General features: G+C 58.8%; 25 protein-coding genes, 4 tRNA genes and 2 pseudogenes. 12 read left to right on the forward strand and 19 right to left on the reverse strand.

Going from position 1 to position 23873, the window contains the following annotated elements:
- Positions 1-7 precede the first annotated feature (7 nt).
- From QZ268_RS00520 to sigJ, 4 genes and pseudogenes are all read left to right on the forward strand, one after another.
- Positions 8-385: pseudogene (locus tag QZ268_RS00520) on the forward strand (transposase); the annotation flags it as partial.
- A gap of 159 nt (positions 386-544) precedes the next feature.
- Positions 545-931 (forward strand): hypothetical protein, encoded by a 387-nt coding sequence (locus QZ268_RS00525; protein ID WP_295446688.1) that lies wholly within the window; start codon positions 545-547, stop codon positions 929-931.
- The gene (locus tag QZ268_RS00530; protein ID WP_295446690.1) at positions 928-1470 is read left to right on the forward strand and encodes a hypothetical protein; all 543 of its coding nucleotides are present in this window, start codon (positions 928-930) and stop codon (positions 1468-1470) included. Before QZ268_RS00525 ends, QZ268_RS00530 begins: the two co-directional genes overlap by 4 nt.
- Positions 1467-2342: an RNA polymerase sigma factor SigJ gene (gene sigJ, locus QZ268_RS00535; RefSeq protein WP_295446692.1), complete on the forward strand. Its 876-nt coding sequence runs from the start codon at positions 1467-1469 to the stop codon at positions 2340-2342. Before QZ268_RS00530 ends, sigJ begins: the two co-directional genes overlap by 4 nt.
- A gap of 203 nt (positions 2343-2545) precedes the next feature.
- Here the strand turns inward: sigJ and QZ268_RS00540 are convergent.
- Positions 2546-2640 (reverse strand): annotated as a pseudogene (locus QZ268_RS00540) (IS5/IS1182 family transposase); the annotation flags it as partial.
- 202 nt (positions 2641-2842) lie between these two features.
- Positions 2843-2926: transfer RNA gene (locus QZ268_RS00545), tRNA-Tyr, on the reverse strand.
- A gap of 119 nt (positions 2927-3045) precedes the next feature.
- On the opposite strand from QZ268_RS00545, the gene rlmB reads away from it, so the two are divergent.
- The 4 genes from rlmB to QZ268_RS00565 all read left to right on the forward strand — a co-directional run bounded on the left by rlmB (position 3046) and on the right by QZ268_RS00565 (position 5518).
- Positions 3046-3837 (forward strand): 23S rRNA (guanosine(2251)-2'-O)-methyltransferase RlmB, encoded by a 792-nt coding sequence (gene rlmB, locus QZ268_RS00550; protein WP_295446695.1) that lies wholly within the window; start codon positions 3046-3048, stop codon positions 3835-3837.
- Between the two features lie 101 nt (positions 3838-3938).
- Positions 3939-4238, forward strand: coding sequence for a hypothetical protein (locus tag QZ268_RS00555; RefSeq protein ID WP_295446696.1), 300 nt, complete (start codon positions 3939-3941; stop codon positions 4236-4238).
- Positions 4239-4339: 101 nt separating this feature from the next.
- Entirely contained in the window at positions 4340-4789 is a 450-nt protein-coding gene (locus QZ268_RS00560) for a YHS domain-containing (seleno)protein (protein ID WP_295446698.1), read from the forward strand.
- Positions 4790-5047: 258 nt separating this feature from the next.
- Positions 5048-5518 (forward strand): CoA-binding protein, encoded by a 471-nt coding sequence (locus QZ268_RS00565; RefSeq protein ID WP_295446700.1) that lies wholly within the window; start codon positions 5048-5050, stop codon positions 5516-5518.
- A 221-nt stretch (positions 5519-5739) separates the two neighbouring features.
- On the opposite strand, the gene QZ268_RS00570 is transcribed toward QZ268_RS00565, so the two are convergent.
- The 4 genes from QZ268_RS00570 to hisA all read right to left on the reverse strand — a co-directional run bounded on the left by QZ268_RS00570 (position 5740) and on the right by hisA (position 8178).
- Positions 5740-6057 carry a phosphoribosyl-ATP diphosphatase gene (locus tag QZ268_RS00570; RefSeq protein ID WP_295446702.1) on the reverse strand — a complete coding sequence of 106 codons (318 nt, stop codon included), beginning with the start codon at positions 6055-6057 and terminating at the stop codon, positions 5740-5742.
- On the reverse strand, positions 6054-6815 hold the full coding sequence (gene hisF / locus QZ268_RS00575) for an imidazole glycerol phosphate synthase subunit HisF (RefSeq protein WP_295446704.1): 762 nt from the start codon (positions 6813-6815) through the stop codon (positions 6054-6056). The genes QZ268_RS00570 and hisF overlap by 4 nt, the downstream gene beginning before the upstream one ends.
- Positions 6816-6999: 184 nt before the next feature.
- Positions 7000-7449, reverse strand: coding sequence for a DUF2867 domain-containing protein (locus tag QZ268_RS00580; protein WP_295446706.1), 450 nt, complete (start codon positions 7447-7449; stop codon positions 7000-7002).
- Positions 7450-7455: 6 nt separating this feature from the next.
- The gene (hisA, locus tag QZ268_RS00585) at positions 7456-8178 is read right to left on the reverse strand and encodes a 1-(5-phosphoribosyl)-5-[(5-phosphoribosylamino)methylideneamino]imidazole-4-carboxamide isomerase (protein ID WP_295446708.1); all 723 of its coding nucleotides are present in this window, start codon (positions 8176-8178) and stop codon (positions 7456-7458) included.
- A gap of 230 nt (positions 8179-8408) precedes the next feature.
- Here hisA and QZ268_RS00590 point away from each other — a divergent pair, with 230 nt between their 5' ends.
- Positions 8409-8795 (forward strand): DUF2147 domain-containing protein, encoded by a 387-nt coding sequence (locus QZ268_RS00590; protein WP_295446710.1) that lies wholly within the window; start codon positions 8409-8411, stop codon positions 8793-8795.
- 67 nt (positions 8796-8862) lie between these two features.
- Here the strand turns inward: QZ268_RS00590 and QZ268_RS00595 are convergent, their stop codons facing one another.
- Both QZ268_RS00595 and QZ268_RS00600 read right to left on the reverse strand, forming a co-directional pair.
- Complete coding sequence (locus QZ268_RS00595; RefSeq protein WP_295446712.1) at positions 8863-9114, reverse strand: WGR domain-containing protein; 252 nt, start codon at positions 9112-9114, stop codon at positions 8863-8865.
- A 201-nt stretch (positions 9115-9315) separates the two neighbouring features.
- Entirely contained in the window at positions 9316-9852 is a 537-nt protein-coding gene (locus QZ268_RS00600; protein WP_295446714.1) for a peroxiredoxin-like family protein, read from the reverse strand.
- Between the two features lie 170 nt (positions 9853-10022).
- On the opposite strand from QZ268_RS00600, the gene QZ268_RS00605 reads away from it, so the two are divergent.
- A complete protein-coding gene (locus tag QZ268_RS00605) occupies positions 10023-10748 on the forward strand; it encodes an AraC family transcriptional regulator (protein WP_295446716.1) in 726 nt (241 codons plus the stop codon).
- Between the two features lie 117 nt (positions 10749-10865).
- Here QZ268_RS00605 and hisH read toward each other — a convergent pair whose 3' ends face one another.
- Both hisH and hisB read right to left on the reverse strand, forming a co-directional pair.
- Positions 10866-11504, reverse strand: coding sequence for an imidazole glycerol phosphate synthase subunit HisH (hisH, locus tag QZ268_RS00610; protein WP_295446718.1), 639 nt, complete (start codon positions 11502-11504; stop codon positions 10866-10868).
- Between the two features lie 126 nt (positions 11505-11630).
- The gene (gene hisB, locus QZ268_RS00615; protein WP_295446720.1) at positions 11631-12218 is read right to left on the reverse strand and encodes an imidazoleglycerol-phosphate dehydratase HisB; all 588 of its coding nucleotides are present in this window, start codon (positions 12216-12218) and stop codon (positions 11631-11633) included.
- Positions 12219-12418: 200 nt separating this feature from the next.
- Between hisB and QZ268_RS00620 the strand changes: the two genes are divergently transcribed.
- Positions 12419-12658 carry an Lrp/AsnC family transcriptional regulator gene (locus QZ268_RS00620; protein WP_027239656.1) on the forward strand — a complete coding sequence of 80 codons (240 nt, stop codon included), beginning with the start codon at positions 12419-12421 and terminating at the stop codon, positions 12656-12658.
- Positions 12659-12763: 105 nt separating this feature from the next.
- Here QZ268_RS00620 and QZ268_RS00625 read toward each other — a convergent pair whose 3' ends face one another.
- The 7 genes from QZ268_RS00625 to QZ268_RS00655 all read right to left on the reverse strand — a co-directional run bounded on the left by QZ268_RS00625 (position 12764) and on the right by QZ268_RS00655 (position 17900).
- Positions 12764-14116: an aminotransferase gene (locus QZ268_RS00625; protein ID WP_295446724.1), complete on the reverse strand. Its 1353-nt coding sequence runs from the start codon at positions 14114-14116 to the stop codon at positions 12764-12766.
- Between the two features lie 242 nt (positions 14117-14358).
- A tRNA-Gly gene (locus QZ268_RS00630) sits at positions 14359-14433 on the reverse strand.
- Positions 14434-14623: 190 nt separating this feature from the next.
- Positions 14624-14698 (reverse strand) — tRNA-Gly (locus tag QZ268_RS00635).
- An 86-nt stretch (positions 14699-14784) separates the two neighbouring features.
- The gene (locus tag QZ268_RS00640) at positions 14785-15717 is read right to left on the reverse strand and encodes a NaeI family type II restriction endonuclease (protein WP_295446726.1); all 933 of its coding nucleotides are present in this window, start codon (positions 15715-15717) and stop codon (positions 14785-14787) included.
- A 75-nt stretch (positions 15718-15792) separates the two neighbouring features.
- Positions 15793-16752: a DNA cytosine methyltransferase gene (locus QZ268_RS00645; RefSeq protein ID WP_295446728.1), complete on the reverse strand. Its 960-nt coding sequence runs from the start codon at positions 16750-16752 to the stop codon at positions 15793-15795.
- A 143-nt stretch (positions 16753-16895) separates the two neighbouring features.
- A tRNA-Gly gene (locus QZ268_RS00650) sits at positions 16896-16970 on the reverse strand.
- Positions 16971-17180: 210 nt separating this feature from the next.
- Positions 17181-17900, reverse strand: coding sequence for a hypothetical protein (locus tag QZ268_RS00655; RefSeq protein WP_295446730.1), 720 nt, complete (start codon positions 17898-17900; stop codon positions 17181-17183).
- 302 nt (positions 17901-18202) lie between these two features.
- On the opposite strand from QZ268_RS00655, the gene QZ268_RS00660 reads away from it, so the two are divergent.
- A complete protein-coding gene (locus tag QZ268_RS00660) occupies positions 18203-18556 on the forward strand; it encodes a hypothetical protein (RefSeq protein ID WP_295446732.1) in 354 nt (117 codons plus the stop codon).
- A 204-nt stretch (positions 18557-18760) separates the two neighbouring features.
- On the opposite strand, the gene QZ268_RS00665 is transcribed toward QZ268_RS00660, so the two are convergent.
- On the reverse strand, positions 18761-22222 hold the full coding sequence (locus QZ268_RS00665) for a pyruvate carboxylase (protein ID WP_295446734.1): 3462 nt from the start codon (positions 22220-22222) through the stop codon (positions 18761-18763).
- Between the two features lie 308 nt (positions 22223-22530).
- On the reverse strand, positions 22531-23721 hold the full coding sequence (locus tag QZ268_RS00670) for an alpha-hydroxy acid oxidase (RefSeq protein ID WP_295446736.1): 1191 nt from the start codon (positions 23719-23721) through the stop codon (positions 22531-22533).
- Positions 23722-23873 lie beyond the last annotated feature (152 nt).

The following is a 23873-nucleotide window of genomic DNA, read 5'->3' on the forward strand; positions in this document are numbered from 1 at the left end:
ATTGGCGATGACAGGACCGCAGCAGGAGGCGCGGCCAGCGCTGTTTTACGAGTTTTCGCTGGAGGATCATGTCCCGCAGAACCATCTGCTTCGCTCCATCGACCGGTTCGTGGACCTGTCCGGCATCCGCAGCTACCTTGCCGATTTCTACAGACATACAGGGCGGCCTTCCGTCGATCCTGAGCTCCTCATCCGCATGCTGCTGGTGGGGTATTGCTTTGGTATCCGGTCAGAGCGGCGGCTTTGCGTGTAGGTCCATCTGAACTTGGCATATCGCTGGTTCTGCCGTCTCGATCTCAGCGATCGCGCGCCTGACCACTCGACCTTTTCCAAGAACCGGCACGGCCGTTTCCGCGACAGCGAACTACTGCGGCACCTGTTCGAGAATGAGCCAGGTCACGCCATTGGCCCGAGTGACAATGGCGAATGAGCGAACTGAGTGTAAGTTCCCTTTAGGTGTGCCAAAGTCTGTTTTTTGCCCGAGTTCGTCACAAACTCTGCATGCGGATCGTCATATCACTGAACACTTACCTTTGGAGATGATATGCGACACACCGTTCTGATAGCCGTTGGCGGGCTTTCCCTTGGAACAGCTGCCTACATTTGGACCGCCACAAATCACTGGTATACCAGTGTACCCGGTGTATCACTGACCGGACCGCTCAATTTTCACTTTGCCAGGGATGTCGCGCTTGCCTACCTGGCTAGTGGTGCGGCGTTGATTTGGGCAGGTGTGAAACATGACAGGTCAGCAGGCGTATGTGGCGCGTCATGGCTTGTGCTTCATGCGGTATTTCACATCTGGATCTGGATACATCGCGGTAGCCCCATGGACGTTGTTGCCTTAACAAACCTGACTGGCATTCAAGTGCCTGCCTTTCTGGCGATGTGGGCGACCATCAGCGCTCCAACAGAAAGGGCAACAGCATGATACGCGCTTTGTTAAAAATGGGCGCCGGACGGTTCGCGCAACGCTACAACTATGATACGGCTTACATGTCGCATATTGTTGATACCTCTACGGCAGCGGGCCTGCGACTATCTACGCTACCGCTCTACAGTCAGTTTCGCGGCCCAAAACAGGCCCGCGACGTCTGGGCTGGGGCGATGCTTGGATCGACGCAAGAGGGGGACTGTGGGCCATGCGTGCAATTGGTCGTTGATATGGCGCTTGAATCGAATGTACCAGCAAAGCTGATTGTACTTTGCCTTGAAGGCAACGCCGGTAGGGCAGGTGACGTCGGCCTTGGGTATAGGTTTGCGCAGGCCGCCATCGCCGATACCCCTGACTTGGCCGAGCTGCGAGAAACGATTGAAGAACGGTTCGGCGCAACGGCGCTAATTGCGGCCTCATTCGCAGCTTCTAGCGGGCGAATTTTTCCGGTATTGAAACGCGGTCTGGGACATGGGCAAACCTGTCAAAGTGTTCAGATTGACAGCACGACCATTCGGGTCCGGCATCAAACATGAACGTGGCCACAGATATTTTTGAGTTCGAGCGTTCGAAACTGATTTCCCTGTGTTATCGCATGATTGGCGAACGTGCAGGCGCCGAGGACGCGGTGCAGGACACCTGGCTGAAATGGGCGGCGGCAGACACCAGCCGAATTGAAAATCCATCGGCCTGGCTGCGGCGCGTCGCGACTAATATTGCCATCGACACCTTGCGTTCAGCCCATCGACAGCGCGAGGTCTATGTGGGTCCATGGCTTCCTGAACCTCTCTTGCAAATGGAGGTTCAGGATCCAAGCAACCATTTTGAGCTGGCGCAGGAGTGTGAGTTGGCATTGCTCTGGGCCATGGAGCGCCTTACCGAGCGCGAGCGCGCAGCCTTCATTCTGAGAGAAGCCTTTGATGCCAGCTATTCGGAAATAGCGGACACGCTTGGCACAAGCGAGGCTGCCTGTCGCCAGCTGGTCAGCAGGTCCCAGAAGAAACTACAAACCTCTGGACCACGGTTCGATGCCTCCCCAGAGGATGTTGCCGATTTGAGCCAACGCTTTTTCACGGCGGTTATGTCGGAAGACTTCGATCAGGCGCTGTCGCTTCTTACACCCAATTCTGTTGCGCTGTCAGATGGTGGGGCCAATAAAAGAGCCGCGCGTCGCCCGTTGGTTGGCGGCAGCGAAATCATACAGGTGTTCCGTGCGCTGTACGAAAAGGCAAAAGCAGAACAGGGCTGGACAACCCAGGTGTCGATGGTGAACGCCAAGCCCGCGATCCTGCGCAGCCAGTTTGGCGTTTTGGATTCCATCACAACGCTTGCCCCGGACCAAAACGGCAAGATTGCCTGGCTCTATATCATGAGAAACCCTGACAAATTAGGTCTGGGCGCCCCATAACTGACCCGTCAAAAGCAATTGATTAGAACGCTCTAATCGATGGATGCCATGGATATGAAAGCAATGACCGTGCTGCCCAAAGGACAATTTAACATCGGAGACATGCCAAGATTTGGTCTACGGCTTTTGTGATGGGAATGCCAAAGGCGGTATAGCGGTCGTGGAATGAGACCGCTTGGCGGTGGCACCCAAATCATGGCTGAGTCAAACCAGATTGAAAATGACCGAGCGGTTTTCGCGCAGCGTTGTAGGAGGGCCAGTTCTTTGTCTGATACTTCGTCAGGGACCAGCTGCTCATCTCTCCCAGCTATCACGTTGGATTCACAAAATGAATCCCTGCCGGAATTTGTGCGACAAAGCCATCCTGTGGTGGGCCGTCGTGGAACAGAAAACGACTGGGATTTGCGACAGGATTTTCAACCAAATCCTAATAGGTGAAAATCACATTCTGCATAAGCTATTGAGATCTATCTAGTTTCACTCCCTGCTTGAGAAGGAAGTGGTGGGCGACCCTGGAATCGAACCAGGCGTGCGTCTCCGCGAGGGAGTTACAGTCCCCTGCCACACCTTGCGGCCTGTCGCCCACTAGCAAGTCGCTGTTGACCTGCTGTGGGGGGGTGATTACTAGCGCACCTAAGGGGCGTCAACAGAAAAAGCGCAAGTTTTTTGCCCGAACCTGAAATTCCTTTTGCTGGAGAGAACGATGTCCAAGAAACCCACGAAAAAGCCCCAGTGGGTGATCGAAAAGGAGCAGAACAAAAAGGCCGGAGGCACTGAGACCGTCTGGCTCTTTGGGCTGCATGCTGTGCGCGATGCGCTGATGAACCCGAAGCGGAAAAAATTACGTCTTATCGTAACATTGAATGCCCAGAACAAACTGGAAGACGCCATCGCTGCTGCCGGGATAGATCCGGAACTGGTAGAGCCGCGCAAGTTCAACGCGCCGCTGGATCCTAATTCGGTGCACCAGGGGGCGGCTCTGGAAGTGATGCCACTGAGCTGGGGCTCTTTGTCGGAAAACTGTATCGGTGCTGAGATCCCACGGGTGATTTTGCTGGATCGGGTGACCGACCCGCATAATGTCGGAGCCATTCTGCGCTCTGCCGAAGTGTTTGGCGCCAGCGCCGTCATCGGCACCCGGCACCATTCGGCACCGGAAACCGGTGCCCTGGCCAAAACTGCGAGCGGCGCGCTGGAGCGCCAACCCTATCTGCGGATGCGCAATCTGGCCGACACGATTACCGAGCTGCAGAACATGGGCTATGTGGTGCTGGGGCTGGATGGTGAGGCAGAACAGACCATCGAGAGCTGTCTTGCGGGGCGTAAGGATTTACCCGTTGCGCTGGTCCTGGGTGCCGAAGGCCCTGGGCTGCGGCAAAAAACCAAAGAAACTGTTGATCACCTGGTGAAAATTGACGCAGCGGGCGGGTTTGGTTCGCTCAACGTCTCAAATGCCGCCGCGATCGCCCTATATGCCAGCCTAGAGCGGTCCTGAGACCGCACAACAGCACAAAGGCGGACGGCGAGATGGCACAAAGCGGAGCCCATGGTGGCAAAATACTGAGTTGCTGCTATTGCGGCGTGCAATCGAGCTTCATGCCCCGCAAAACAGAGAGTGGCATTTCAGCCCTGATCTGTGGAACCTGCGGCGCACCTTTGGCCAGCCAGAAAGCACGCCCCCTGACACCCGGAAAGGGGGCACGGCTGCCATCGGCAACGGCGCTTGACAGGCCTGCTGCGGCTTTGACCAAGCCCAAGGGCAAAAAGATCAAAGGCGCAAAAGGAAAAAAACCGATTCACAAGAGTGGCAAAAGCAAGGAACCCAAAAAGCGCAAGGGCCTGTTCCAGTCGCTGTTGTCAGAAGCTGTCGATCTGGTTGAGGATATTTTTGACTGATTACGCTCACGTCGCGATCACAAAACTGTAACCCATCTATGCAAAACGCCCTTTCTAGGCCAGATTTAAGGCTGTTCTATCTGCATCTTTCGGAGGTTCCTTTGGTTCTGCGCCACACTCTTGTTGCTTTGGTCCTGACCCTAGGTCTGGCGCCGCTGTCTGCGCGGGCAGAGACGCCGATCTTTTCTGCCCACGATGGCCTGGCCCTGGATGGCTATGATGTTGTTGCCTTTTTCGAAGGGCAGGGCGCAGTGCTTGGCCGCCAGGAGTTTGCGCTGATGTGGAAGGGCGTCTTTTGGCGGTTTTCCTCTTCTGGCCATCAGGCGCAGTTTGAGGCGAACCCACGCGCCTATGCACCGGTCTTTGGCGGTTATTGCGCCTATGCGGTGTCGCAGGGCTACCTTGCCCATGGTGATCCTAGTTTGTGGCGGATCGAAGATGGTGAGTTGTTGTTGCTCAACAACCCCGCTGTCGAGGCGGTCTGGCAGCAGGAAAAACCAGAACTTTTGCAGGCGGCGCACGACAATTGGCCTGCAGTTCTGCGCCACTGACGGCTGCCCCAGGCCTGGTTTGCGAAAAAAAGTACCTGTTGGGATCTTTTTTTTAAATGTTGCCATCCTACATCTATAGGGACTGCGGAGCGGAAACGCCGTAGCTCTTTATCAATGTCCCTCGTTCCACACCTCGCGCCCGGAGCTTTGGCTTTCGGGCGTTTTTTTTGGCCGCTGTTGACGGTGGGCGGCTGTTGCCAGGGCATTTCTGTCGTTTCTGGGCTAGGCCTTGGCGGGAGGGTCGGCTACCTCTGGTGTATGACAGACTACAGCGACAGCTTTTTGAAATCTATTTTGCAACGCAACCGCACCATCGCGGTTGTTGGGGTGTCAATGAACCCGGTGCGTCCCAGCTACTATGTGGCGCGGTATTTGGGGCTCAAAGGGTATCGGGTGATTCCGGTCAATCCTGGCCATGCGGGCAAGCGGTTGTTTGGCGAAGTGGTGCAGCCCAGCCTTTCAGCGATCCAACAGCCGGTGGATATGGTGGACATCTTTCGCCGCTCTGACGCGGTGCCCCCCATCGTCGATGAGGCGCTTGAGGTCTTTCCTGAGCTGAAATGTATCTGGATGCAGATCGGGGTTGAGCATACGGCGGCAGCGGCCAAGGCCGAAGCCCGTGGGGTGGATGTGGTGCAAAACCGCTGTCCCAAGATCGAATATCAGCGCCTGTTCGGCGAGCTGCGCATGGGTGGCTTTGCCACCGGTATCATTTCCTCAAAACTGTAGTGTTCCAGTAAGAAGAGGGGGTGCTCCCGCCCGTCAGACCAGCATCAAAGATGCAGGACTTCCCGTTGGGCCCAGCCGGGCCTGCGGCCCGGCAAAGAAAGAGTTGCTGAGAAGCGTTTGAGGAGCGAAACCGCCTGGCAAAGCGCCTGAAACAGTATCAGAATTTTCTGGCTTAAGAATAACCCCATCCCTTGACTCAGGGGCAGATGGGAGACCTGGGGTCAGCCTTTGCTGCGGGAGGCCTTTTCGTCCAGGCCGCTCATGCTTTGGCGCCGTGTAAGTTCTGCCAGGACATCGTCCAGAGATACATCGCGCGCTGCCAGCATCACCAGGAAATGGTAGAGCGCATCGGCGCCCTCGGAGGCGAGCTTCGCCTGGTCGCCCTTGACGGCTTCGATGATCGCCTCAATGGCTTCTTCACCAAACTTCTCGGCGCATTTCTCCGGGCCCTTGGCGAGCAGCTTGGCGGTCCAGCTGCTTTTGGGGTCTGCAGTTTTGCGATTGTGGATGATTGCTTCCAGGTCGTGAAGAATGCTCATGTCAGCCTCATGGGGATACCGGCGGCGGCCATATGTTCCTTGGCCTCCTGAATGGAAAATTCGCCAAAGTGAAAAATGGATGCGGCGAGAACGGCAGAGGCGCCGCCTTCTGTCACGCCTTCAACCAGATGGTCCAGGGTGCCAACCCCACCAGAGGCGATCACTGGCACCTGCACCGCATCGGAAATGGCGCGGGTGAGGGGCAGGTTAAAGCCCGCCTTGGTGCCGTCGCGGTCCATCGAGGTCAGCAGGATTTCTCCCGCGCCCTTGGCCACCACGGTGCGGGCAAATTCTACCGCATCAATGCCGGTTGGGCGGCGGCCGCCATGGGTGAAGATCTCCCATTTGCCGGGTCTGACGGTTTTGGCGTCGATGGCGCAGACGATGCATTGGCTGCCAAACTGGTCGGCGGCCTCGGCGATCACATCCGGGTTGGCCACGGCTGCGGAGTTGAACGAGACCTTGTCAGCACCTGCCAGCAACAAGGCGCGCACGTCTTCGCGGGTGCGCACGCCGCCGCCAACAGTGAGCGGCACAAAGCACTGTTCGGCGGTGCGGCGCACCACGTCAAACATGGTGCCGCGGTTTTCATGGGTGGCGTGAATATCGAGAAAAGTGATCTCATCCGCGCCGGCGGCATCATAGGCCTTGGCTGATTCTACCGGGTCACCTGCGTCGCGCAGGCCAACAAAATTGACGCCTTTGACCACACGGCCATCGGCCACGTCGAGACAGGGGATGATGCGGGTTTTTAGCATCGCGTATCTACCTTTTCCATGCTGTCAGGAGCAATGTCACGGCCAGCCATAAAACACCAGTAACCAGCACAAGCGGCGCCAGAAGGCGTGGCGTAATAAACGCAACCGCCCCCGCGTATTTTGAGATCAGCCTGGTGTTGAAGCCCAAAAAGGCTGCGGGTGAACTGTTGTAAGAGGCCGGGCATTAAACGCGCCCCACCGCATTGCGCACGATCAGGATATGAAAGGGCATGATCAACGTCAGATAAAAGCGGCCAAAGCGGTTTTTGGTGCGCACCCAAGTCCCAAAAAAGATCATGCCATCCTGTTTCAGCACCGAAATGCGAAAATCCAGGTGGCTGTCGTCAATGCCGAGGATCAATTCGGTGTCCGAGCGGTTGACCAGGGGGAAGAAACCAATCCGGTTGGGGCTGGTGACCTCGGTGTTCAATCCAAAGGGCGCGACCATAAGGTTTCGCAATCGCATCAGGGCTGAGACCCAGGTGGGAAAGCGAAAAGCCCGTTCGGCGGCTTCTTCAAGCGGCAGAGAGCTGGGCTTGGCATAGCAATCGACAAAGTCACCTTCGCGAACGCCGGCGGCTTGCTGAAACAGCAGGCTGGAGGCGGGCAAATCCGTTGCAATGACTTGGCCCATGGCGGTTCAGGCCTTCATCACGCTGAGAGCCTCAGCGAGGTCAATGGCGCCATCATAAAGCGCCCGGCCCGAGATCGCCCCATTCAAAGGCGCGCCGCAGGATTTCAACGCCCGCAGATCATCGAGCGAGGACACTCCGCCAGAGGCAATCACCGGGATCGAGACCGCATTGCCAAGCTCTGCTGTGGCCGCGACGTTTGGGCCTTTCATGGCGCCATCGCGCATGATGTCGGTATAGATGATGGCAGAAACGCCCGCGTCCTCAAAAGATTTCGCCAGATCCGTGACCATGACGTCGGTCTCTTCCGCCCAGCCCTTGGTGGCGACGCGGCCATTGCGGGCATCAATGCCAACTGCGACCTTGCCGGGGAATTCACGCGCAGCCTGGCGCACCAGATCGGGGTTTTCCACCGCAACCGTGCCCAGGATCACTCGGGCCAGACCCTTGTCGATCCAGTTCTCAATGGTTTTCATGTCGCGGATGCCGCCACCCAGTTGGGCAGGCACCTTGCATTGCTTCAGAATTTCCTCAACCGGGGCGGCATTCACTGGCTCACCTGCAAAGGCACCGTTGAGATCAACCAGATGCAGCCACTCGCAGCCCGCGGCGACAAATTCCAGCGCCTGGGCGGCGGGGTTGTCGTTGAACACGGTGGTTTTATCCATGTCGCCATGCAGCAGGCGCACGGCCTGGCCATCTTTGAGATCGATTGCGGGGTAGAGGATCATTTGCGCAGCCTTTGTCATCCGGTCACATCCGGTTTGTGGCCAGGGGAGCTGGCCATACATGTTCGGCGGTGTTTTGCACAAGGCGGAGCCGAATTGCAACGCGACCCAAAGTCAGCCTTGCCTGAAAAGCCAGCCTTGCGTCACAGTCGTTGCAAAACTGTGCACAACATTTGTGACAGTTGCACAGTGAAATAGCTATATTGACGATCAAAACCAAAGGGAGAAACAACATGAAGATGCTATTGGCGACAACGCTGGCCGCGCTGACATTGGCAGGGGCTGCGGTTGCGGATCCTATCCTAGGCACCTGGAAAACCCAGCCGGATGACGGGTCTTTTGCCCATATCGAAATGGCGCCCTGTGGGGCTGCGATCTGTGGCAAGATTGCCCGCACGTTTAATGGTGAGGGCGAGTACAGCTCTCCCAATATCGGCAAGACCCTGGTGATTGATATGGTCGCCCAGGGGGATGGCTACTACACTGGCGAGGTCTGGCGCCCCTCCAACGATAAGATCTATACTGGCAAGATGGACCTCAACGGCAACTCTCTGGCGCTGCGGGGCTGTGTTGCGGGCGGGTTGATCTGCTCGAAACAGACTTGGACACGGGTGAAATAACTCAGATCTGACGTGCAGCAGGGGATTTGATCTAATCCCCTGTCGGGACATGACAACGCTGGGGCCGCTACAGCAGCCCCAGTTGCACCGGGATAGGTACAAAGCCGCGTTTGACCTGGCTCTCGCGCAGTGCTTCAAAATATTGCAGCGCCTCGCCATGCTGGTGGAAATAGGCGCGGATCTGCTGCCCGCCGGGGGCGCCGATGGGCCCCTTTGCCTGCTCCAGGCACCATTCCCCGAACAGCGTCTGGCTGAGCCTGAGAACGCAGTAGCGGTGGCGCCCCTCAACATAGTCAAATTTTTCGAGTCGGGTCTGCACGGGCGCGGTCATAGCCTTTGATTGGCGGGAGCTTCTCTATGCCCGCAAAGCCGGTCTCTGTCCATTCCCTCAGTCTATTGCCTTTGTGTTTAAGGGCGCGCGACGTGAAAACCGCCGCCTTCGAACAATCGAAAGCGACGGCTAAGCCTGCAAGTTCCGTGAGTGGGTGTAGCAGGTTTTGGCTGTGATCTGATCCGGGGATTAAACCGCGCCGGTGTATTCGCCTCGGGCCGGGTAGTCGTTGGCGATGGCAAAATCCAATGCGCCGACCAGTTCCGAAAAATGCGGACGCACAAAGGGCATGGTCTGGGTTGAGCCGTAATAAAGCGTCTGCTCCGGTGTCACCATGAACAAGCCGGGTTCCGAGAACAGCGCGGGCTCTTCGATGCCGATCGAGGTGGTGCCGCGCGAGGTGGAAATATAAAGCCCCCAGGACTTTGCCACATCCAGTGGCAGATCAAAGGCAAAGCGCAGGGCGCTGGCTTCGATCTTGTCGGCCATGGCCTGGGTGCGCTCTTCGCCGTCAGAAGAAATCGCAACGCAGTTCACGCCACGTTCGGCAAATTCAGCAACGCGCTTCTCCAGCTCTTTCAGGTAGTTGGCGCAGAGCGGGCAGTGCAGGCCGCGGTAAAAGCAGATCACGGTGCCGCGGCTGCTGTCTTCGGTCGCCAGATCAAAGCGACCGCCCCCCAGCAGGGGCAGGGACAGGTCAGGGGTTTTTTGGCGGGGAATTAGCATGGTGGGCTCCTGTGGGTGAGTGGATCAGTTCATTGCCAGCCTTATTGCAGGTGTTTGCATCTTGAAAATCCGAAAAAACAAACTAAAAATCCGATAGTCGCTTTTGCGCTCATAACGCCGCAGGTGGCGTGTGACGGTGCCCGCTGGGCTGGCGTGAGGTAGGAGAGAAGATGGACAGGTTGACAACTTTGATGGAGCGTTTCCAGCTTTCGGTTCATCCCGCGCCTTTGCCTCAGGCCAATCTTGTTGTGCTGGGGGCGCTCGGTGCGCCGAGCTGTTTGATGTTTTTCCCCCGAGGTGAGCTGCGGATCAGCGCCGAGCGGGAGGTGTTATTGAGCGTCAGAGTGGACTGGGGAGCGGGGCAGAACCCGCTGGTGGCGGCGCTGCCGCAGCAGGTTCATTTTGATCTGACCTGCAACAGTGAAACACGGGATCTGGTGCAGGTCATGCTGGCTGAAAGCTCTGCCAGGCGCTGTGGGGCGCAATCGGTGGTCAATCGTCTGGGCGAGGTGTTGATGGTGCGGTTGCTGCGCGGCCAGATCGAACAGGGTGCGACGGAACCGGGGTTGTTGGCCGGTTTGGCAGACCCCCGGCTGAGCCGCGCAATTGTGGCGGTGCATGATCATCCGGGGCGGCTTTGGTCCAGTGGCGATCTTGCGGCAGAGGCCGGACTGTCGCTGTCGCGGTTTTCCGAACTGTTTACCGCAGAGGTTGGCGAAACACCCATGGGCTATCTGCGGCGCTGGCGTCTGACCCTGGCGCATCAGGATCTGACACGCGGCGACAGGGTAGAGGCGGTGGCGCGACGTTATGCCTATGGCTCGCCCGAGGGGTTCACCCGCGCCTTTCGCAAGGCCTACGGGGTGGCGCCGGTCTCGTTGCGTGCCTCTGGCTGAAGGGGCGCGCAGAACGCCGATCCCAGCGGGCTGGGCAGCTGGGAAATTTGAAGAGTTGAGGATAGATGAAAAGGGGGCCGAGGCGTGGCATCGCCTCTGCCCAGTCTGCGCGTTCGGTCAGGGGGCCCAGTTGAGGAAGTTTCCGATCATCTGCAGGCCGACGTCCTGGCTTTTTTCCGGGTGAAACTGCATGCCGATCATGGTGTCCCGGCCAATCACCGCAGTGACATCGCCGCCATAGTCCACATGGGCCAGGCGCTCGGCATCGGTTTTGACGCGGAAATGGTAGGAATGCACAAAATAGGTGTGATCGCCTGAGGATATGCCGTCAAAAATCGGGTGCGGGTGGTCGATGACAAGATCGTTCCAGCCCATATGCGGAACTTTAAGTACGGGGTCCGAGGGGGTGATTTTCACCACATCGCCGCCGACCCAGTCCAGCCCGGCGGTATCGCTGTATTCATGGCCGGTTGTGGCCATCAGCTGCATGCCAACACAGATCCCGAGGAAGGGGCGGCCTTTTTTCTCCACCGCTTCGATCATGGCGTCATAGATGCCCTTGTGGCCGCGCAGCTCGGCGGCGCAGGCGGGAAAGGCACCATCACCGGGCAGCACCAGACGGTCTGCCTTGGCCACCACATCGGCATCCGAGGTAACAACAACCGTGCCGGCATCCAGTTCCTGCGCCATACGCTGGAAGGCTTTTTCGGCGGAATGAAGATTGCCGGATTCATAGTCGATGATGGCGGTCAGCATGGGGCTGGTGTCCTTCCTGTCTTAGGCTCTTGTGGTGGCGGGAAACTGAGCCGCGCGCGGATTTTGATCACCTCGGTCTCCTAGCGGCTGTGCACAGCTGTGTGTCCACAGATGCCGTGCTGGCGCTTAAAGTGCCCCTTTGGTGGACGGGATGGCGTCAGATTTGCGCGGGTCGGTTTCCACCGCCAGACGCAGGGCGCGGGCCACGGCCTTGAAGGCGGCTTCGACGATGTGATGGCTGTTAAAACCATGCAGTTGGTCGATATGCAGGGTGATGCCGCCCTGGGTGGCAAAGGCGGTGAAAAACTCCCGCACCAGCTCGGTGTCAAAGCTGCCGATCTTTTGCGTCGGTATCTCCACATTCCAGACCAGATAGGGACGGGCGGACAGATCCAGCGCGCAGCGCACCTGGGCGTCATCCATGGGCAGGTGGCACTCGCCATAGCGCCGGATGCCTTTCTTGTCGCCAAGCGCCTGGGCCAGGGCCTGACCTAGCGCGATGCCGGTGTCTTCGACGGTGTGGTGATCATCAATGTGATAATCGCCCTTGGCCCGGATCGTCATGTCGATCAGCGAATGGCGCGCCAGCTGGTCCAGCATGTGGTCAAAAAAGCCAACTCCGGTCTGGTTGTCATATGAGCCCGACCCATCGAGATTGATTTCAACGCTTATTTCGGTTTCGGCGGTCTGGCGGCTGATCTTGGCGCTACGCATGAGGTTATTCCTTGCTGTCTGCGCGGCACTTATAGGGCGGAGAGGGGGGCTGGCTCAAGGGTTTTACGGGGCAATCGGCAGGCTTTGCCGGGCAAACGAGCAGCTGCGGCGGCAAGATCCGTTGCGCCCATTGCGCCCGGCGGCTGCGCGTGCCAGCTTGGGCGGCAAATAACGTGACCAAAAAGACCAAAGGGACGCCCATGTCGACCTGCGTATTCATTCAGATCCGGTGCAAACCCGGCACCACCTATTCCGTGGCCGAGGAAATCGGGCGCCGCGAAATCCATTCTGAGCTCTATTCCACCAGCGGCGAATATGACCTGCTGATGAAGCTCTATATTCCCTCGGATGCGGATGTGGGGAAATACATCAACGAGCATCTGTTGGTGATCCCCAATATCGAGCGATCCCTGACCACCATGACGTTCAAGGTATTCTGAGCCGCGCTCAAAAATCACAGTTCTACACTGCAAAACGCCCCGGAGCTTTCCGGGGCGTTTGTTTTTGAATGTGGCTTGGGTTTAGGCAGGGGCTTAGGTGGGGGCTTAGCTGTCCAGCAGCCCCTCAGCCTTGAGGCTCTCATAGCTGGTATCCAGTGCGGTTTTGACACGGGTCAGCATGTCATCAATCTCTGGCTTGGTGATGATCAGCGGTGGGCAAAAGGCCAGAGCATTGCCGGCAACCGCGCGCAGGATCACACCGTTGTCCTGGCAGGCCTTGACGGCGACAGCTCCGCCCTTGCCCCCGGCAATTGTCGTGCCGGTGGTTTTATTCGACACCAGTTCCAGAGCGGCGATCAGGCCCTTGCCGCGCACTTCGCCAACCAGCGGGTGATCGGTAAAGATGCGGCGCAGCTCTGCCTGCAGGTAATCGCCCACTTCGGCGGCGTGTCCAAACAGGTTGTCGCGCTCGTAAATTTCCAGCGTCTTGAGGGCCGCAGCGCAGGCGGCGGGGTGGCCGGAATAGGTATAGCCATGGCCAAAGACGCCAACCTCATTCGAGGGTGCCACCATTTCCTTGTACATCCAGCCGGGAATAACGCTGGCAGAGATCGGAAAGTAGGCCGAAGACAGCTGTTTGGCAAAGGTCATCAGATCCGGCTTGATGCCCATGGTGGTGCAGCCAAAATCGGCACCGGTGCGGCCAAATCCAGTGATGACCTCATCGGCCCAGACCAGGATGCCATGTTTGCGCAGCAGGGCCTGCAGCTTTTCATAATAGCCCTCTGGCGGCACAATCACGCCCGAGGCGCCGGTAATGGGCTCCATGATCATCGCGGCGATGGTGTCGGGGTCTTCGGCCAGGATCTGGTCTTCGAGGTTCTGCAGGATGCGATCGACAAACTGCGCTTCGGTCTCGTTGCCCTTGCGGCCCGTGTAGTAATGCGGTGCATCGGTGCGCAGGATGCTGAGCGCCTCTACGGGGGCATCAAAATGCGCCAGATTTGCGGGCAGCGAGGTCAGCGACCCAGCCGCCACGGTAACCCCGTGATAGCCGCGCTCGCGGGTGATGATCTTGCGCTTTTCCGGTTTGCCGATGGCGTTGAAGTAGTAGCGCAGCATCTTGTAGTGGCTGTCATTGGCATCCGACCCAGAGTTGCCAAAGAAGATATAAGCGTCGTCCACCGGCACCATGGCGGCGAGTTTTTCGGCCAGGTCAATCAGCGGCTGGTGGGTTTTGCCGCCAAAGGTATGGCTAAAGGGCAGGGTGTTCAGCTGGTCGGTGATTGCGGCGATCACCTCTTTGTTGTCATAGCCAAGCGAGGTGCACCACAGCCCGGCCAGGCCTTCGATATATTTGTTGCCCTTGTCGTCAAACACATAGATTCCCTCGCCGCGCTCCAGGCACATCTGTTCGGTCGCCGTGAGGTTGGTTGTGGGGTAAACGACTGGAGCCATTGCGAAATTCCTCTAGTGGGGCGCATGTATCTGAGACATGGGCGAAGACAGACAGGGCGCGCGGTATGAAATAAACCGCGCAGCTGTGGCTAGCATTGTCTTGTTTTGCCAGGGAGGTCAAAGGAATTTGATCAAATGTTTTACCCAGGTCCGTCGCAGGCCGGTATCTCGCCTGCAAAGAGCATGGACCAAACAAAAAGGCCGCCGATGCGATCTGCATCCAGCGGCCTGTTTTATCCAAATGGAGCGGGCGAGGCGATTCGAACGCCCGACCCTAACCTTGGCAAGGTTATGCTCTACCCCTGAGCTACGCCCGCGCTACATTTGGTGAGGCGGTATCTAGGCAAAGCCGGGCGAGGCCGCAAGGGCAAAATGGGCGCATCGCTGAGTTTTTTGACATGGCCTTTCTGCAGCGGGACAGCTGGGGCTGGGCGGCACTGTATCATCACAGAAAAAGCAAAAAAGGCCGCCGATGCAATCTGCATCCAGCGGCCTGTTTGGTCCAAATGGAGCGGGCGAGGCGATTCGAACGCCCGACCCTAACCTTGGCAAGGTTATGCTCTACCCCTGAGCTACGCCCGCGCTTCATTTGGTGAAGCGGTATTTAGGCAATCCCCGGCAGGGTCGCAAGAGGGAAAGTGACCAGGGGGATGAGATTTCTTTGGCTGTTACCGCTCAGAGGCGGGTTTGCCTGCTGGCTGCGCGCCGGGGGTGGGCAGCCGAAACCCGGCCTGTTCAGCCAGGCGGCGCTGGTGTTGCTGCTGCGGGGTGCAGGAAATGAACTCTGATCCAGTACAATGCGGCAGGTCCAGGGCTTTGATCAGCTGGCTGTCATACTGGCCAGACAGCAGCAGGATGCCTTCCTGCTCCAGCAGATCCCGGGTGCCGCGCCCCTTGTCTGCGCGAATGCGGCGCATGAAGTCCTTTTGCTGGGCGACGGCCTCGACCACATCGCGGGCGATGGGGCTGTTCTGGATCAGGCGAAACAGGCTGGCCATACGGGTATTGCCGGTGCTGTGGGAAAATATTTCCGCCACCAAATCGGGATCCTGACAGCGCCAAAAGTTGGCCGGGTAGGGGTGATCGCAGAGCAGCCAGAGAATATCGGCAAACCCTGCGGCCGAAATCGAACCCTTGCCGTCCTTGTTCTTTCCCTGTGTCAGATAGGCGGGGCGGGCGATGATCAGCCCCAGATAGCAGCGGGCGCGGGCTTCGTCGGCGGCGACCAGCAGGCAGGGCTGGTCAATCGCTTCGGTGGGGATCATCCAGTTGCTGCCCATGGTGTTTTTGATGTCGACATCTCGGCCCAGGATTTCCGTGTCCAGTCGCCCACGGGGCAGACGCAACAGGGCGCGCAGCTCGATCTCGACGCGGGTGCCGATATAGGTCTTTTCGGTCTTTTCCAGCTCTTCATAGGCGCGCCGCCCGGTTTTCGGCGTCATGATCACGTCATCAATGCAGCGGCGCAGCATTGCCGGAAAGCGCTCTTGCAGCACCAGGGCGCCGCCTGCACGTGCGGTGATCTCACTTGCCAGCTCGATCAGCAGATCATAGTCCGCATGTCCGGGCGCAATCAGGCTATCGGGCAGTTTTTGCTTCATCTTGGGCCGTTTTCAGCCTCGGTCCCAGTCCCAGTCCCAGTCCCGGCCGCTGGCTCAGGGGCTTGGCGCGGGATATCAGGCGCGCACAGCATGGAGCTTGGGCTTGGCGATGGCGGCTTTCAGTTGCAGGGCCACGGCCTGGGCCACTGGCGGCGGAAAGGCATTGCCGACCTGGCGGTAGGCATTGGTTTTGGCGCCGGTGAAATGCCAGGAATCGGGGAAGCCCTGGATGCGCGCGACCATGCGCACCGTGAGGCGGGGCATGTCGTTGTGGAAAGGATCTGGCGCCTCATAGGCGATGGTGCGTCCTTCCACCCCAAGCGATGCCCAGGCGCGCCGTGCCCGTGTTGGCCCAAGGTCCGGCCCGCCATGTTTTTTTGAACCACCCACAATTGTCGGTGCGATCTCATCCGCCTGGGCGGCCCAGTCGTCTGCTCCGCGCCAGCCCCGAGATTTCATCAGGTCCAGCAGAGTCTCGCCGACGGTGGGGGGATTGTAGGGTAGGGGATCGGGCCAGCTGAACTGGTCGGAGTATTCTTTGCGCAGGGCGACAATGGCCACCCGGGGACGCAGCTGCGGTACACCGTAATCAGAGGCATTGAGCAGGCGCCAGTCGGTTTCATAGCCGAGTTTGGACAGCTGTTTTTTCAACTTTTCGCGGTAGTCATGAAAGGCCGCATCAAGAAAACCGCGCACGTTTTCGATCATCACCGCGCGGGGGCGGGTGGCGTCAACGATATGGATGGCATCGTCAAAAAGGTTGCGCTCATCCTTTTCGCCCAGTTGTTTCCCCGCGACAGAGAAGGGCGGGCAGGGCAGGCCGCCGGCCAGCAGATCAATGCCCTTGTAGGTGCTGGCGTCGTCTTTGAACAAACGCAGGTCTTCTTCCAGAACATTCCAGTCCGGCCGGTTGTGGCGCAGGGTGGCGCAGCAATGTTTGTCGATCTCGACCAATGCGGTGTGATCAAACCCTGCGCGTTCCAGCCCCAGAGCCTGACCGCCAGCCCCTGCGCATAGTTCTACGGATGTGAGCATGTGGTGCGGCCTGCCTGTTTCTTGTTTTGGTGTTCTGGATCTGTTCCTAGGCGCAAAGCTGATTCCGCGCAAGGCTTTGCTAAGGGTTACCCATTGCAACGCGAAAGGCCACCCCCGAAGGAGTGGCCTGTTCATGGTCCAAATGGAGCGGGCGAGGCGATTCGAACGCCCGACCCTAACCTTGGCAAGGTTATGCTCTACCCCTGAGCTACGCCCGCGCTGCATTTGGTGAACCGGCTTCTAGATCGGTTGCGCGGCAGGCACAAGAGAAAAATGCGCAGATTTTGCAAATCAGAGACAGGCACTGCGTCTTTGCTGAACCGGTGGCTTGGCGCCGGTCCTGGTGTCGCGGCAGTGAGGGCTAATTCTGGGGCTGCGCGGTCTTCAGTTCGGATTCTATCTGCGCATCAATCAGCGACAGAATCGATTTATCCGCAGCGCAGGCCGCAGTGAATTTTTTTGCCGAGTTGGTCGGGGCTTTGTGCCGCGGTGGCGCCGGACAGGGTGCTGTCGGCGTGTTTCCTGACCTGCTTTAGGGGCCCCTTGATGATGCTGTCGCTGACCTTGGTTGCGATCTTGGCATGGGCCTGGGCGGTCAGCGTGGCGCCGACTTTGTTTTTCTTCACCAGCTTGTTCAAGGCGGCGGCAGCGCTGGCGGCTTTTTTGGCAAGCGCCGGGTTGGGCGCGCCGGTGGTGGCAACCGAGACAAACAAGGCATGCATAAGCGCCATTGCAGCGTCGTTACTGAAGTCCGCCGTGTCCTGGTATTCCTTTTGGTTCATTTGCAGGATGCGATTGTAGGAGAGCAGAGAGCTGACACGGCTTTGGACGTTTTTGAGCGCCTGGGCGTAGAGACGATCATATTCCGCCTTGTTGCACAGGATGGTCTTCCCTTTGAACTTCATTTCATACAGGGGTTCCTTGCGCGCTTTCTCCAGTGCTTTCAGGGCTTTTTGATATCTTGGAAGCAAGGCTTTGAAGGTGCGCCCGCCAGGATCAACCACACTGTCGGTGACTTTGAACCCGGCCTTCTTTTGAAAATGATTGATGGCCTTGATCAGGCCCGCATCCATTTTGGCAGACTGGCCCAGGGGGCCAATGCCATTGGCCGCGAGCATGTCGCGTAACAGCGAAACATCCTTGGCCATGTTTTTGACTGCAGCGCCCTCAAACGGTCGCGGTGCAAGGTCTACAGGAGCGGAAAGCTGAATACTGGGCATGAATACTCGCGAGAAAATAGAAATCAAAAAAAGCCGGTTAGCTTAATGTTTCGGCTCTTCTTTTGATCGTCAATAAACTGGGTTTGGGAACGCATGGGGCGAGGCCAGCGCGCGGCTGCTTTGAGGTCGGCGAAAAAAGAGCAGGTCGTGGATTTTTTTCAGGTCCCGCGACGGAAAGCGGCGCGCTGTTCGTTGAGACCGGACAGCAGCTTTCAAAATGGGAGACCACCGTGGGAAAACTCGAAGAAAAGATCCGACTTGCTGCGCTGTCGACGGCGGTTGTTCTGGGGGTGTTGGTGCAGTCCGGCGCCGGCTGGGACAGGGGCGATGAGGGGGCGAAATCAGCCGAGTTCACCGGGCAGGATCTGACAGTGCCAGTCGTTCAGGTGCAGGCGCTGTTCATGCTGTGTGATACAGGGCCCAAAGGGGAGGAAACCCCAGCTGACCAGGTTTCTGCCATGGCCTTGAAATGGCAGAAAACTTCTTGGACGGAGCAGGTTGAGGGCTGGTACAGATTTATTCAGCCGAGTTTTTATCTGCTGGAATGTGACCCGCCGCAAAAGGTCATCTGGCAGGATGCCTAGGTGCAGGACGCATTCAAAGCCGCCTGTTTGGGCCAGCTTCCTAACCTGTATCCCTGCGTGAGCCCGCACCTGCGCCAACAAAGCTAGGGCTTGCTGCATCTGGCCCCGGCCAAAATGCAAAGCCCCGAAGGAGCAGTCCTTCGGGGCTTTGTTGTGGGCCTTAGCAATTGGCGGGATGATCCGCGAGCGGTCAGTCAGGCTCGCTTAGTCCTCGGTCGCCAGATCCTCCAGCTCGATCAGCAGATCTTTGGCGTCAATCTGGGTGCCTGCGGTGACATGCAGAGCCTTGACCCGGGCAGAGCGCTCGGCGTGCAGGCCGGTTTCCATCTTCATCGCCTCGATGGTGAGCAGCATGTCGCCCTCGTGCACCTCTTGGCCGACCTGCACCGCCACAGAGGCAACAACGCCGGGCATTGGCGCGCCGATGTGGTTGGCATTGCCGGCTTCGGCCTTGGGGCGGCTTTCGGTTGAGGCTTTGACCAGACGGTTGGGCACCCGGATCACCCGTGGCTGACCATTCAGTTCAAAGAAGACTTTGACCTCACCCTTTTCATCGGTTTCGCCCAGGGCCTGCAGGCGGATTTCCAGGGTCTTGCCGGGGTCGATCTCGGCTGTGATCTCTTCGCCTGGCTCCATGCCGTAAAAGAAGGCGCGCGTGGGCAGGGTGCGTACCGGGCCGTATTGGCGATGGCGGCCCATGTAATCGAGAAAGACCTTTGGATACATCAAGTAGCCGTTGAGATCCTCGTTATCCACGGGTTTGCCTTCCAGCAATTTGCTCAGCTCGGTGCGGGTCTCGTCCAGATCCACCGGCTCCAGATGGGCACCGGGGCGTGTCAGGTTGGGGGCCTCGCCTTTGAGCACCTTGGCGACAATCCCATCGGGGAAGCCGCCGGGAGGCTGGCCCAGGTTGCCGCGCATCATGTCCACAACACTGTCGGGGAAGGAGACGTCCGTATCGGGGTTCTCCACCTCATCGCGGGTGAGGTTCTGGGAGACCATCATCAGCGCCATGTCGCCCACCACCTTGGAGGAGGGGGTCACTTTGACGATATCGCCAAACATCTGGTTCACATCCGCATAGGTCTGGGCGACCTCGTGCCAACGGTCTTCCAGGCCGAGGCTGCGCGCCTGAGCTTTGAGGTTGGTGAACTGGCCACCGGGCATCTCGTGCAGATAGACCTCGGAGGCGGGGGCCTGCAGGCCGGACTCAAAGGCGACATATTGCGCCCGGACCTGCTCCCAGTAGGCGGAGATCTCGCGGATCTTTGCGATATCCAGGCCAGTGTCGCGGTCGGTGTTGCGCAGCCCCTCGACGATGGAGCCAAAGCAGGGCTGTGAGGTGCCGCCAGAGAAGGCATCCATGGCCACATCCACCGCATCCACCCCGGCGTCGGCGGCGGCCAGAATGGTGGCTCCGGCAATGCCCGAGGTGTCATGGGTGTGGAAATGCACCGGCAGGCCGACCTCTTCTTTCAGCGCCTTGACCAGCTGCCCGGCGGCTGCGGGTTTCAAGAGGCCTGCCATGTCTTTCAGGCCCAGAACATGGGCGCCTGCGGCCTCCAGCTCTTTGGCCATGCCGACATAGTATTTCAGGTCATATTTGGCGCGGTTGGGGTCAAGAATATCACCAGTGTAGCAGATGGTGCCTTCGCAGAGCTTGCCACTGTCAACCACCGCATCCATGGCAACGCGCATGTTTTCCACCCAGTTGAGGCTGTCAAACACCCGGAAGACATCCACCCCGGTGGTGGCGGCCTGACGGACAAATTCCTGCACCACATTATCGGGATAGTTGGTGTAGCCCACGCCATTGGAGGCGCGCAGCAGCATCTGGGTCATCACGTTGGGCATGGCCTCGCGCAGATCACGCAGCCGCTGCCAGGGGCATTCCTGCAAAAAGCGGTAGGCCACGTCAAAGGTCGCCCCGCCCCAGCATTCAACCGAGAACAGCTGGCTGAGGTTCTGGGCATAGGCGGGGGCAACCTTGATCATGTCGTGGCTGCGCATCCGGGTGGCCAGCAGGGACTGGTGGCCATCACGCATGGTGGTATCGGTCAGCAACAGTTGGCGCTGCGCTTTCATCCAGTCGGCAACCGCCTGGGCGCCCTTTTGTTCCAGCAGGTTGCGGGTGCCATAGGGCAGGGGCGCCGGATCCACATGGGGCGGGCGGGGCTCTTTCAGGTCAGCAGCAGGCGCGGCGCGGCCTTCGGTTTCGGGGTGACCGTTGACAGAAATGTCGGCCAGATAGGTCAGCACCTTGGTGCCTCGGTCCTGACGCTTGGCAAACTGGAACAGATCCGGCGTGTTGTCGATAAAGGTGGTGGTGTAGCTGTTGTCGAGAAAGGTTGGATGCTTCAGCAGGTTCTCGACAAAGGCGATGTTGGTGGAAACCCCACGGACCCGGAATTCACGCAGGGCGCGGTCCATACGGGCGATGGCCTTTTCCGGGGTTGGTGCCCAGGCGGTGACCTTGGTCAGCAGGCTGTCATAGTAGCGTGTGATCACCCCGCCTGCATAGGCGGTACCGCCATCCAGACGGATACCCATGCCGGTGGCCGAACGATAGGCGGTGATGCGGCCATAATCGGGGATGAAGTTATTCAGCGGATCCTCGGTGGTCACACGGGTCTGCAGCGCATGGCCGTTGAGGCGAATTTCATCCTGGGCCGCCTTGCCGGTGGCCTCGGCAATGGGTTTGCCTTCGGCGATCAGGATCTGGGCCTGGACGATGTCAATGCCGGTGACTTCTTCGGTGACGGTGTGTTCCACCTGAACGCGGGGGTTCACCTCGATGAAGTAGAATTTGCCGTCGTTCATATCCATCAGGAATTCAACGGTGCCGGCGCATTCATAGTTCACATGTTTGCAGATCTTGCGGCCCAATTCGCAGATCTCAGCCCGCTGTTCCTCAGACAGATAGGGCGCGGGGGCGCGTTCAACCACTTTCTGGTTACGGCGCTGCACCGAACAATCACGTTCAAACAGGTGATAGATCTCACCATGCTTGTCGCCCAGGATCTGCACCTCTACGTGGCGGGCGCGGGTGATCATCTTTTCCAGATAGCCCTCACCATTGCCAAAGGCGGCTTCCGCCTCGCGGCGGCCTTCCAGGACTTTTTCTTCCAATTCCTCTGGGCCGTGAATGGGCCGCATGCCGCGCCCACCGCCGCCCCAGGAGGCCTTGAGCATCAGCGGATACCCAACCTCTGCCGCTTCTTCCGCGATGGCGGACATATCATCGCCCAGCACCTCGGTGGCGGGAATGACCGGCACGCCGGCCTCGATGGCGACGCGACGGGCCGAGGCCTTGTCGCCAAGGGCGCGCATGGTTTCGGCCTTGGGGCCGATAAAGGTGATGCCGTTGCGGGAACAGGCATCAACAAATTCCGGGTTCTCCGACAACAGCCCATAGCCGGGGTGGATCGCATCGGCGCCACATTCTTTGGCGACGCGAATGATCTCATCAATGCTCAGATAGGCCGCAACCGGTCCCATGCCCTCACCAATGCGATAGGCCTCATCGGCCTTGAACCGGTGCAGGCCCAGCTTGTCTTCCTCGGCGTAGACGGCAACGGTTCGTTTGCCCATTTCATTGGCGGCACGCATGACACGGATGGCGATCTCGCCTCGGTTCGCAATCAGGATCTTTTTGAAATCGGGCATTGTCGCTCCTCGGAGTAGGCTAGGGTTGGCGAAGTGTTAGTTACATCTTAGCCACTGGTATAGCCGTAGTATTGGGTATCTGCTGCATGATTGCGCTCCCATACGGCCAGAATTCGTCAGTTTTTTGTGCAGGTGCAGCATTTCTGGCGAAATCGCAGTGCGAATCCGGCTGATGCCTGTCCGATTTTTAACCGATTTTAAAAGCGCCGAATCTTTAGTCGCCGCTTCGGATCTAGGGACTGCGTGGTAATTCTGCTGCCGCTGACCGTAGAATCCAGGAAAATGGATCGCAGGCTTTGCTACATGTTTCAGTCGTTTGCGCTGACTGCTTGTGATGGTAACGTTAGGTTGCGAATTTGCAAAGTTCGCACCTCGGCGAGTGTATGCAGACCCAGTTGCCCCATATTGGCCTCAAGGTCTTTGCTCAGAATGTCGCACAGATGGGCTGGTCCCTGTGCCCCCAATGCTGCGAGTGCAAAGTGAAAGGCCCGCCCCAGCATGACAAAATCTGCTCCCAGCGCCAGGGCGCGCAGAATGTCCAGCCCGCCTTCAATGCCGCTGTCAAAGATCAGCGGCAGCGTGGTGGCGGCGCGCAGCTCTGACAGCACGTCGATCGCGGCGGGGGCGGCGTCAAACTGGCGCCCGGCATGGTTTGACACCCAAAGCGCGTCAACGCCAATTTGCTCCAGTGGCGCGGCATCCTCGGCCCGCATCACACCTTTGATGACAAAGGCGCCCTCCCAGGCATCGCGCAGCCACTTAACATAGTCCCAATCCGGGGAGGTGCGCAGCAGGTAGCCGATATGGGCGGTCGAGGAGAGCCCCTTGCTGTTTTCGGTGACATATTTGTCCAGGGTCCGCATATGCGGCATGCCGCCTTGGCCCCGGTGCTGGCGGGCCATGCCAAGCGCCCAGGTAGGGCACTGGGCGACCTGGGCCAGCAAGCGCGGCGTCAACCGGGGCGGCTGCGTCAGGCCAGAGCGCACCTGGCGTTCCCGCCGCGAAGCCACCGGCACATCCGCCGTCAGCACCAGGGTTTTGAATCCCGCCTTGCGGGCGCGTTCCAACATGTCCCGGCGAATGTCTTCGTCTTTGGGCGGATAAAGCTGGAACCAGGCCTCTGGCCCCAGATGCGGTGCTAGGTCTTCGGGCGATTGGCTGGCAACCGTGGACAGGGAATAGGGGATGCCAGAGGCGGCGCCAAAGCGCGCCAGGTGGCCTTCGGCGTCGGGCCAGATAAGCCCGGACATGCCCAGGGGGGCGATCCCAAAGGGCCGCGGCAAATCCCGCCCCAGAAAAGAGGTGCTCAGATCGACCTGCAGGGGCCCATGCAGGATCGAGGGCAAAAACCCGATCTGGTCCAGGGCGCTGCGGTTGCGATGCTTTGTGGCTTCCGCCCCCGTTGCGCTGTCGAGATATTCCCAGACAAATTTCGGCAGGCGGCGCTGGGCGCGGGCGCGCAAATCGGACAGGCCGGGGTAGTGTTGATGTAGATCCATGCCGCATTGATAGGAACTAGAAGCCTCTTGGCAAGAGCTGGCTGACTTTGTCCTGTTCCCTGCGGTGGAGGCATTCGGCACGACAGGGCATTTGAAGGGGTATCAATCTTGCGAACATAATGCGAACGTCCTCTTTTCTCGCTGGGTGAATC

The organism is uncultured Pseudophaeobacter sp., assembly GCA_905479575.1.
Taxonomy (GTDB): domain Bacteria; phylum Pseudomonadota; class Alphaproteobacteria; order Rhodobacterales; family Rhodobacteraceae; genus Pseudophaeobacter.

Excerpts from the sequence above, each read along its gene's own strand:
- hisA (WP_295446708.1), bottom strand. The coding sequence starts at position 8,178 with ATGATCCTCTACCCCGCAATCGATCTCAAAGATGGCCAGGCCGTGCGC.
- QZ268_RS00645 (WP_295446728.1), bottom strand. The coding sequence starts at position 16,752 with ATGCTCACATCCGTAGAACTATGCGCAGGGGCTGGCGGTCAGGCTCTG.
- QZ268_RS00590 (WP_295446710.1), top strand. The coding sequence starts at position 8,409 with ATGAAGATGCTATTGGCGACAACGCTGGCCGCGCTGACATTGGCAGGG.
- rlmB (WP_295446695.1), top strand. The coding sequence starts at position 3,046 with ATGTCCAAGAAACCCACGAAAAAGCCCCAGTGGGTGATCGAAAAGGAG.
- QZ268_RS00555 (WP_295446696.1), top strand. The coding sequence starts at position 3,939 with ATGCCCCGCAAAACAGAGAGTGGCATTTCAGCCCTGATCTGTGGAACC.
- hisF (WP_295446704.1), bottom strand. The coding sequence starts at position 6,815 with ATGCTAAAAACCCGCATCATCCCCTGTCTCGACGTGGCCGATGGCCGT.
- hisH (WP_295446718.1), bottom strand. The coding sequence starts at position 11,504 with ATGCTGACCGCCATCATCGACTATGAATCCGGCAATCTTCATTCCGCC.
- QZ268_RS00625 (WP_295446724.1), bottom strand. The coding sequence starts at position 14,116 with ATGGCTCCAGTCGTTTACCCCACAACCAACCTCACGGCGACCGAACAG.
- hisB (WP_295446720.1), bottom strand. The coding sequence starts at position 12,218 with ATGCGTAGCGCCAAGATCAGCCGCCAGACCGCCGAAACCGAAATAAGC.
- QZ268_RS00565 (WP_295446700.1), top strand. The coding sequence starts at position 5,048 with ATGACAGACTACAGCGACAGCTTTTTGAAATCTATTTTGCAACGCAAC.
- QZ268_RS00665 (WP_295446734.1), bottom strand. The coding sequence starts at position 22,222 with ATGCCCGATTTCAAAAAGATCCTGATTGCGAACCGAGGCGAGATCGCC.
- QZ268_RS00530 (WP_295446690.1), top strand. The coding sequence starts at position 928 with ATGATACGCGCTTTGTTAAAAATGGGCGCCGGACGGTTCGCGCAACGC.
- QZ268_RS00655 (WP_295446730.1), bottom strand. The coding sequence starts at position 17,900 with ATGGCCAAGGATGTTTCGCTGTTACGCGACATGCTCGCGGCCAATGGC.
- QZ268_RS00570 (WP_295446702.1), bottom strand. The coding sequence starts at position 6,057 with ATGAGCATTCTTCACGACCTGGAAGCAATCATCCACAATCGCAAAACT.
- sigJ (WP_295446692.1), top strand. The coding sequence starts at position 1,467 with ATGAACGTGGCCACAGATATTTTTGAGTTCGAGCGTTCGAAACTGATT.
- QZ268_RS00640 (WP_295446726.1), bottom strand. The coding sequence starts at position 15,717 with ATGAAGCAAAAACTGCCCGATAGCCTGATTGCGCCCGGACATGCGGAC.
- QZ268_RS00670 (WP_295446736.1), bottom strand. The coding sequence starts at position 23,721 with ATGGATCTACATCAACACTACCCCGGCCTGTCCGATTTGCGCGCCCGC.
- QZ268_RS00620 (WP_027239656.1), top strand. The coding sequence starts at position 12,419 with ATGTCGACCTGCGTATTCATTCAGATCCGGTGCAAACCCGGCACCACC.
- QZ268_RS00605 (WP_295446716.1), top strand. The coding sequence starts at position 10,023 with ATGGACAGGTTGACAACTTTGATGGAGCGTTTCCAGCTTTCGGTTCAT.
- QZ268_RS00580 (WP_295446706.1), bottom strand. The coding sequence starts at position 7,449 with ATGGGCCAAGTCATTGCAACGGATTTGCCCGCCTCCAGCCTGCTGTTT.
- QZ268_RS00600 (WP_295446714.1), bottom strand. The coding sequence starts at position 9,852 with ATGCTAATTCCCCGCCAAAAAACCCCTGACCTGTCCCTGCCCCTGCTG.
- QZ268_RS00525 (WP_295446688.1), top strand. The coding sequence starts at position 545 with ATGCGACACACCGTTCTGATAGCCGTTGGCGGGCTTTCCCTTGGAACA.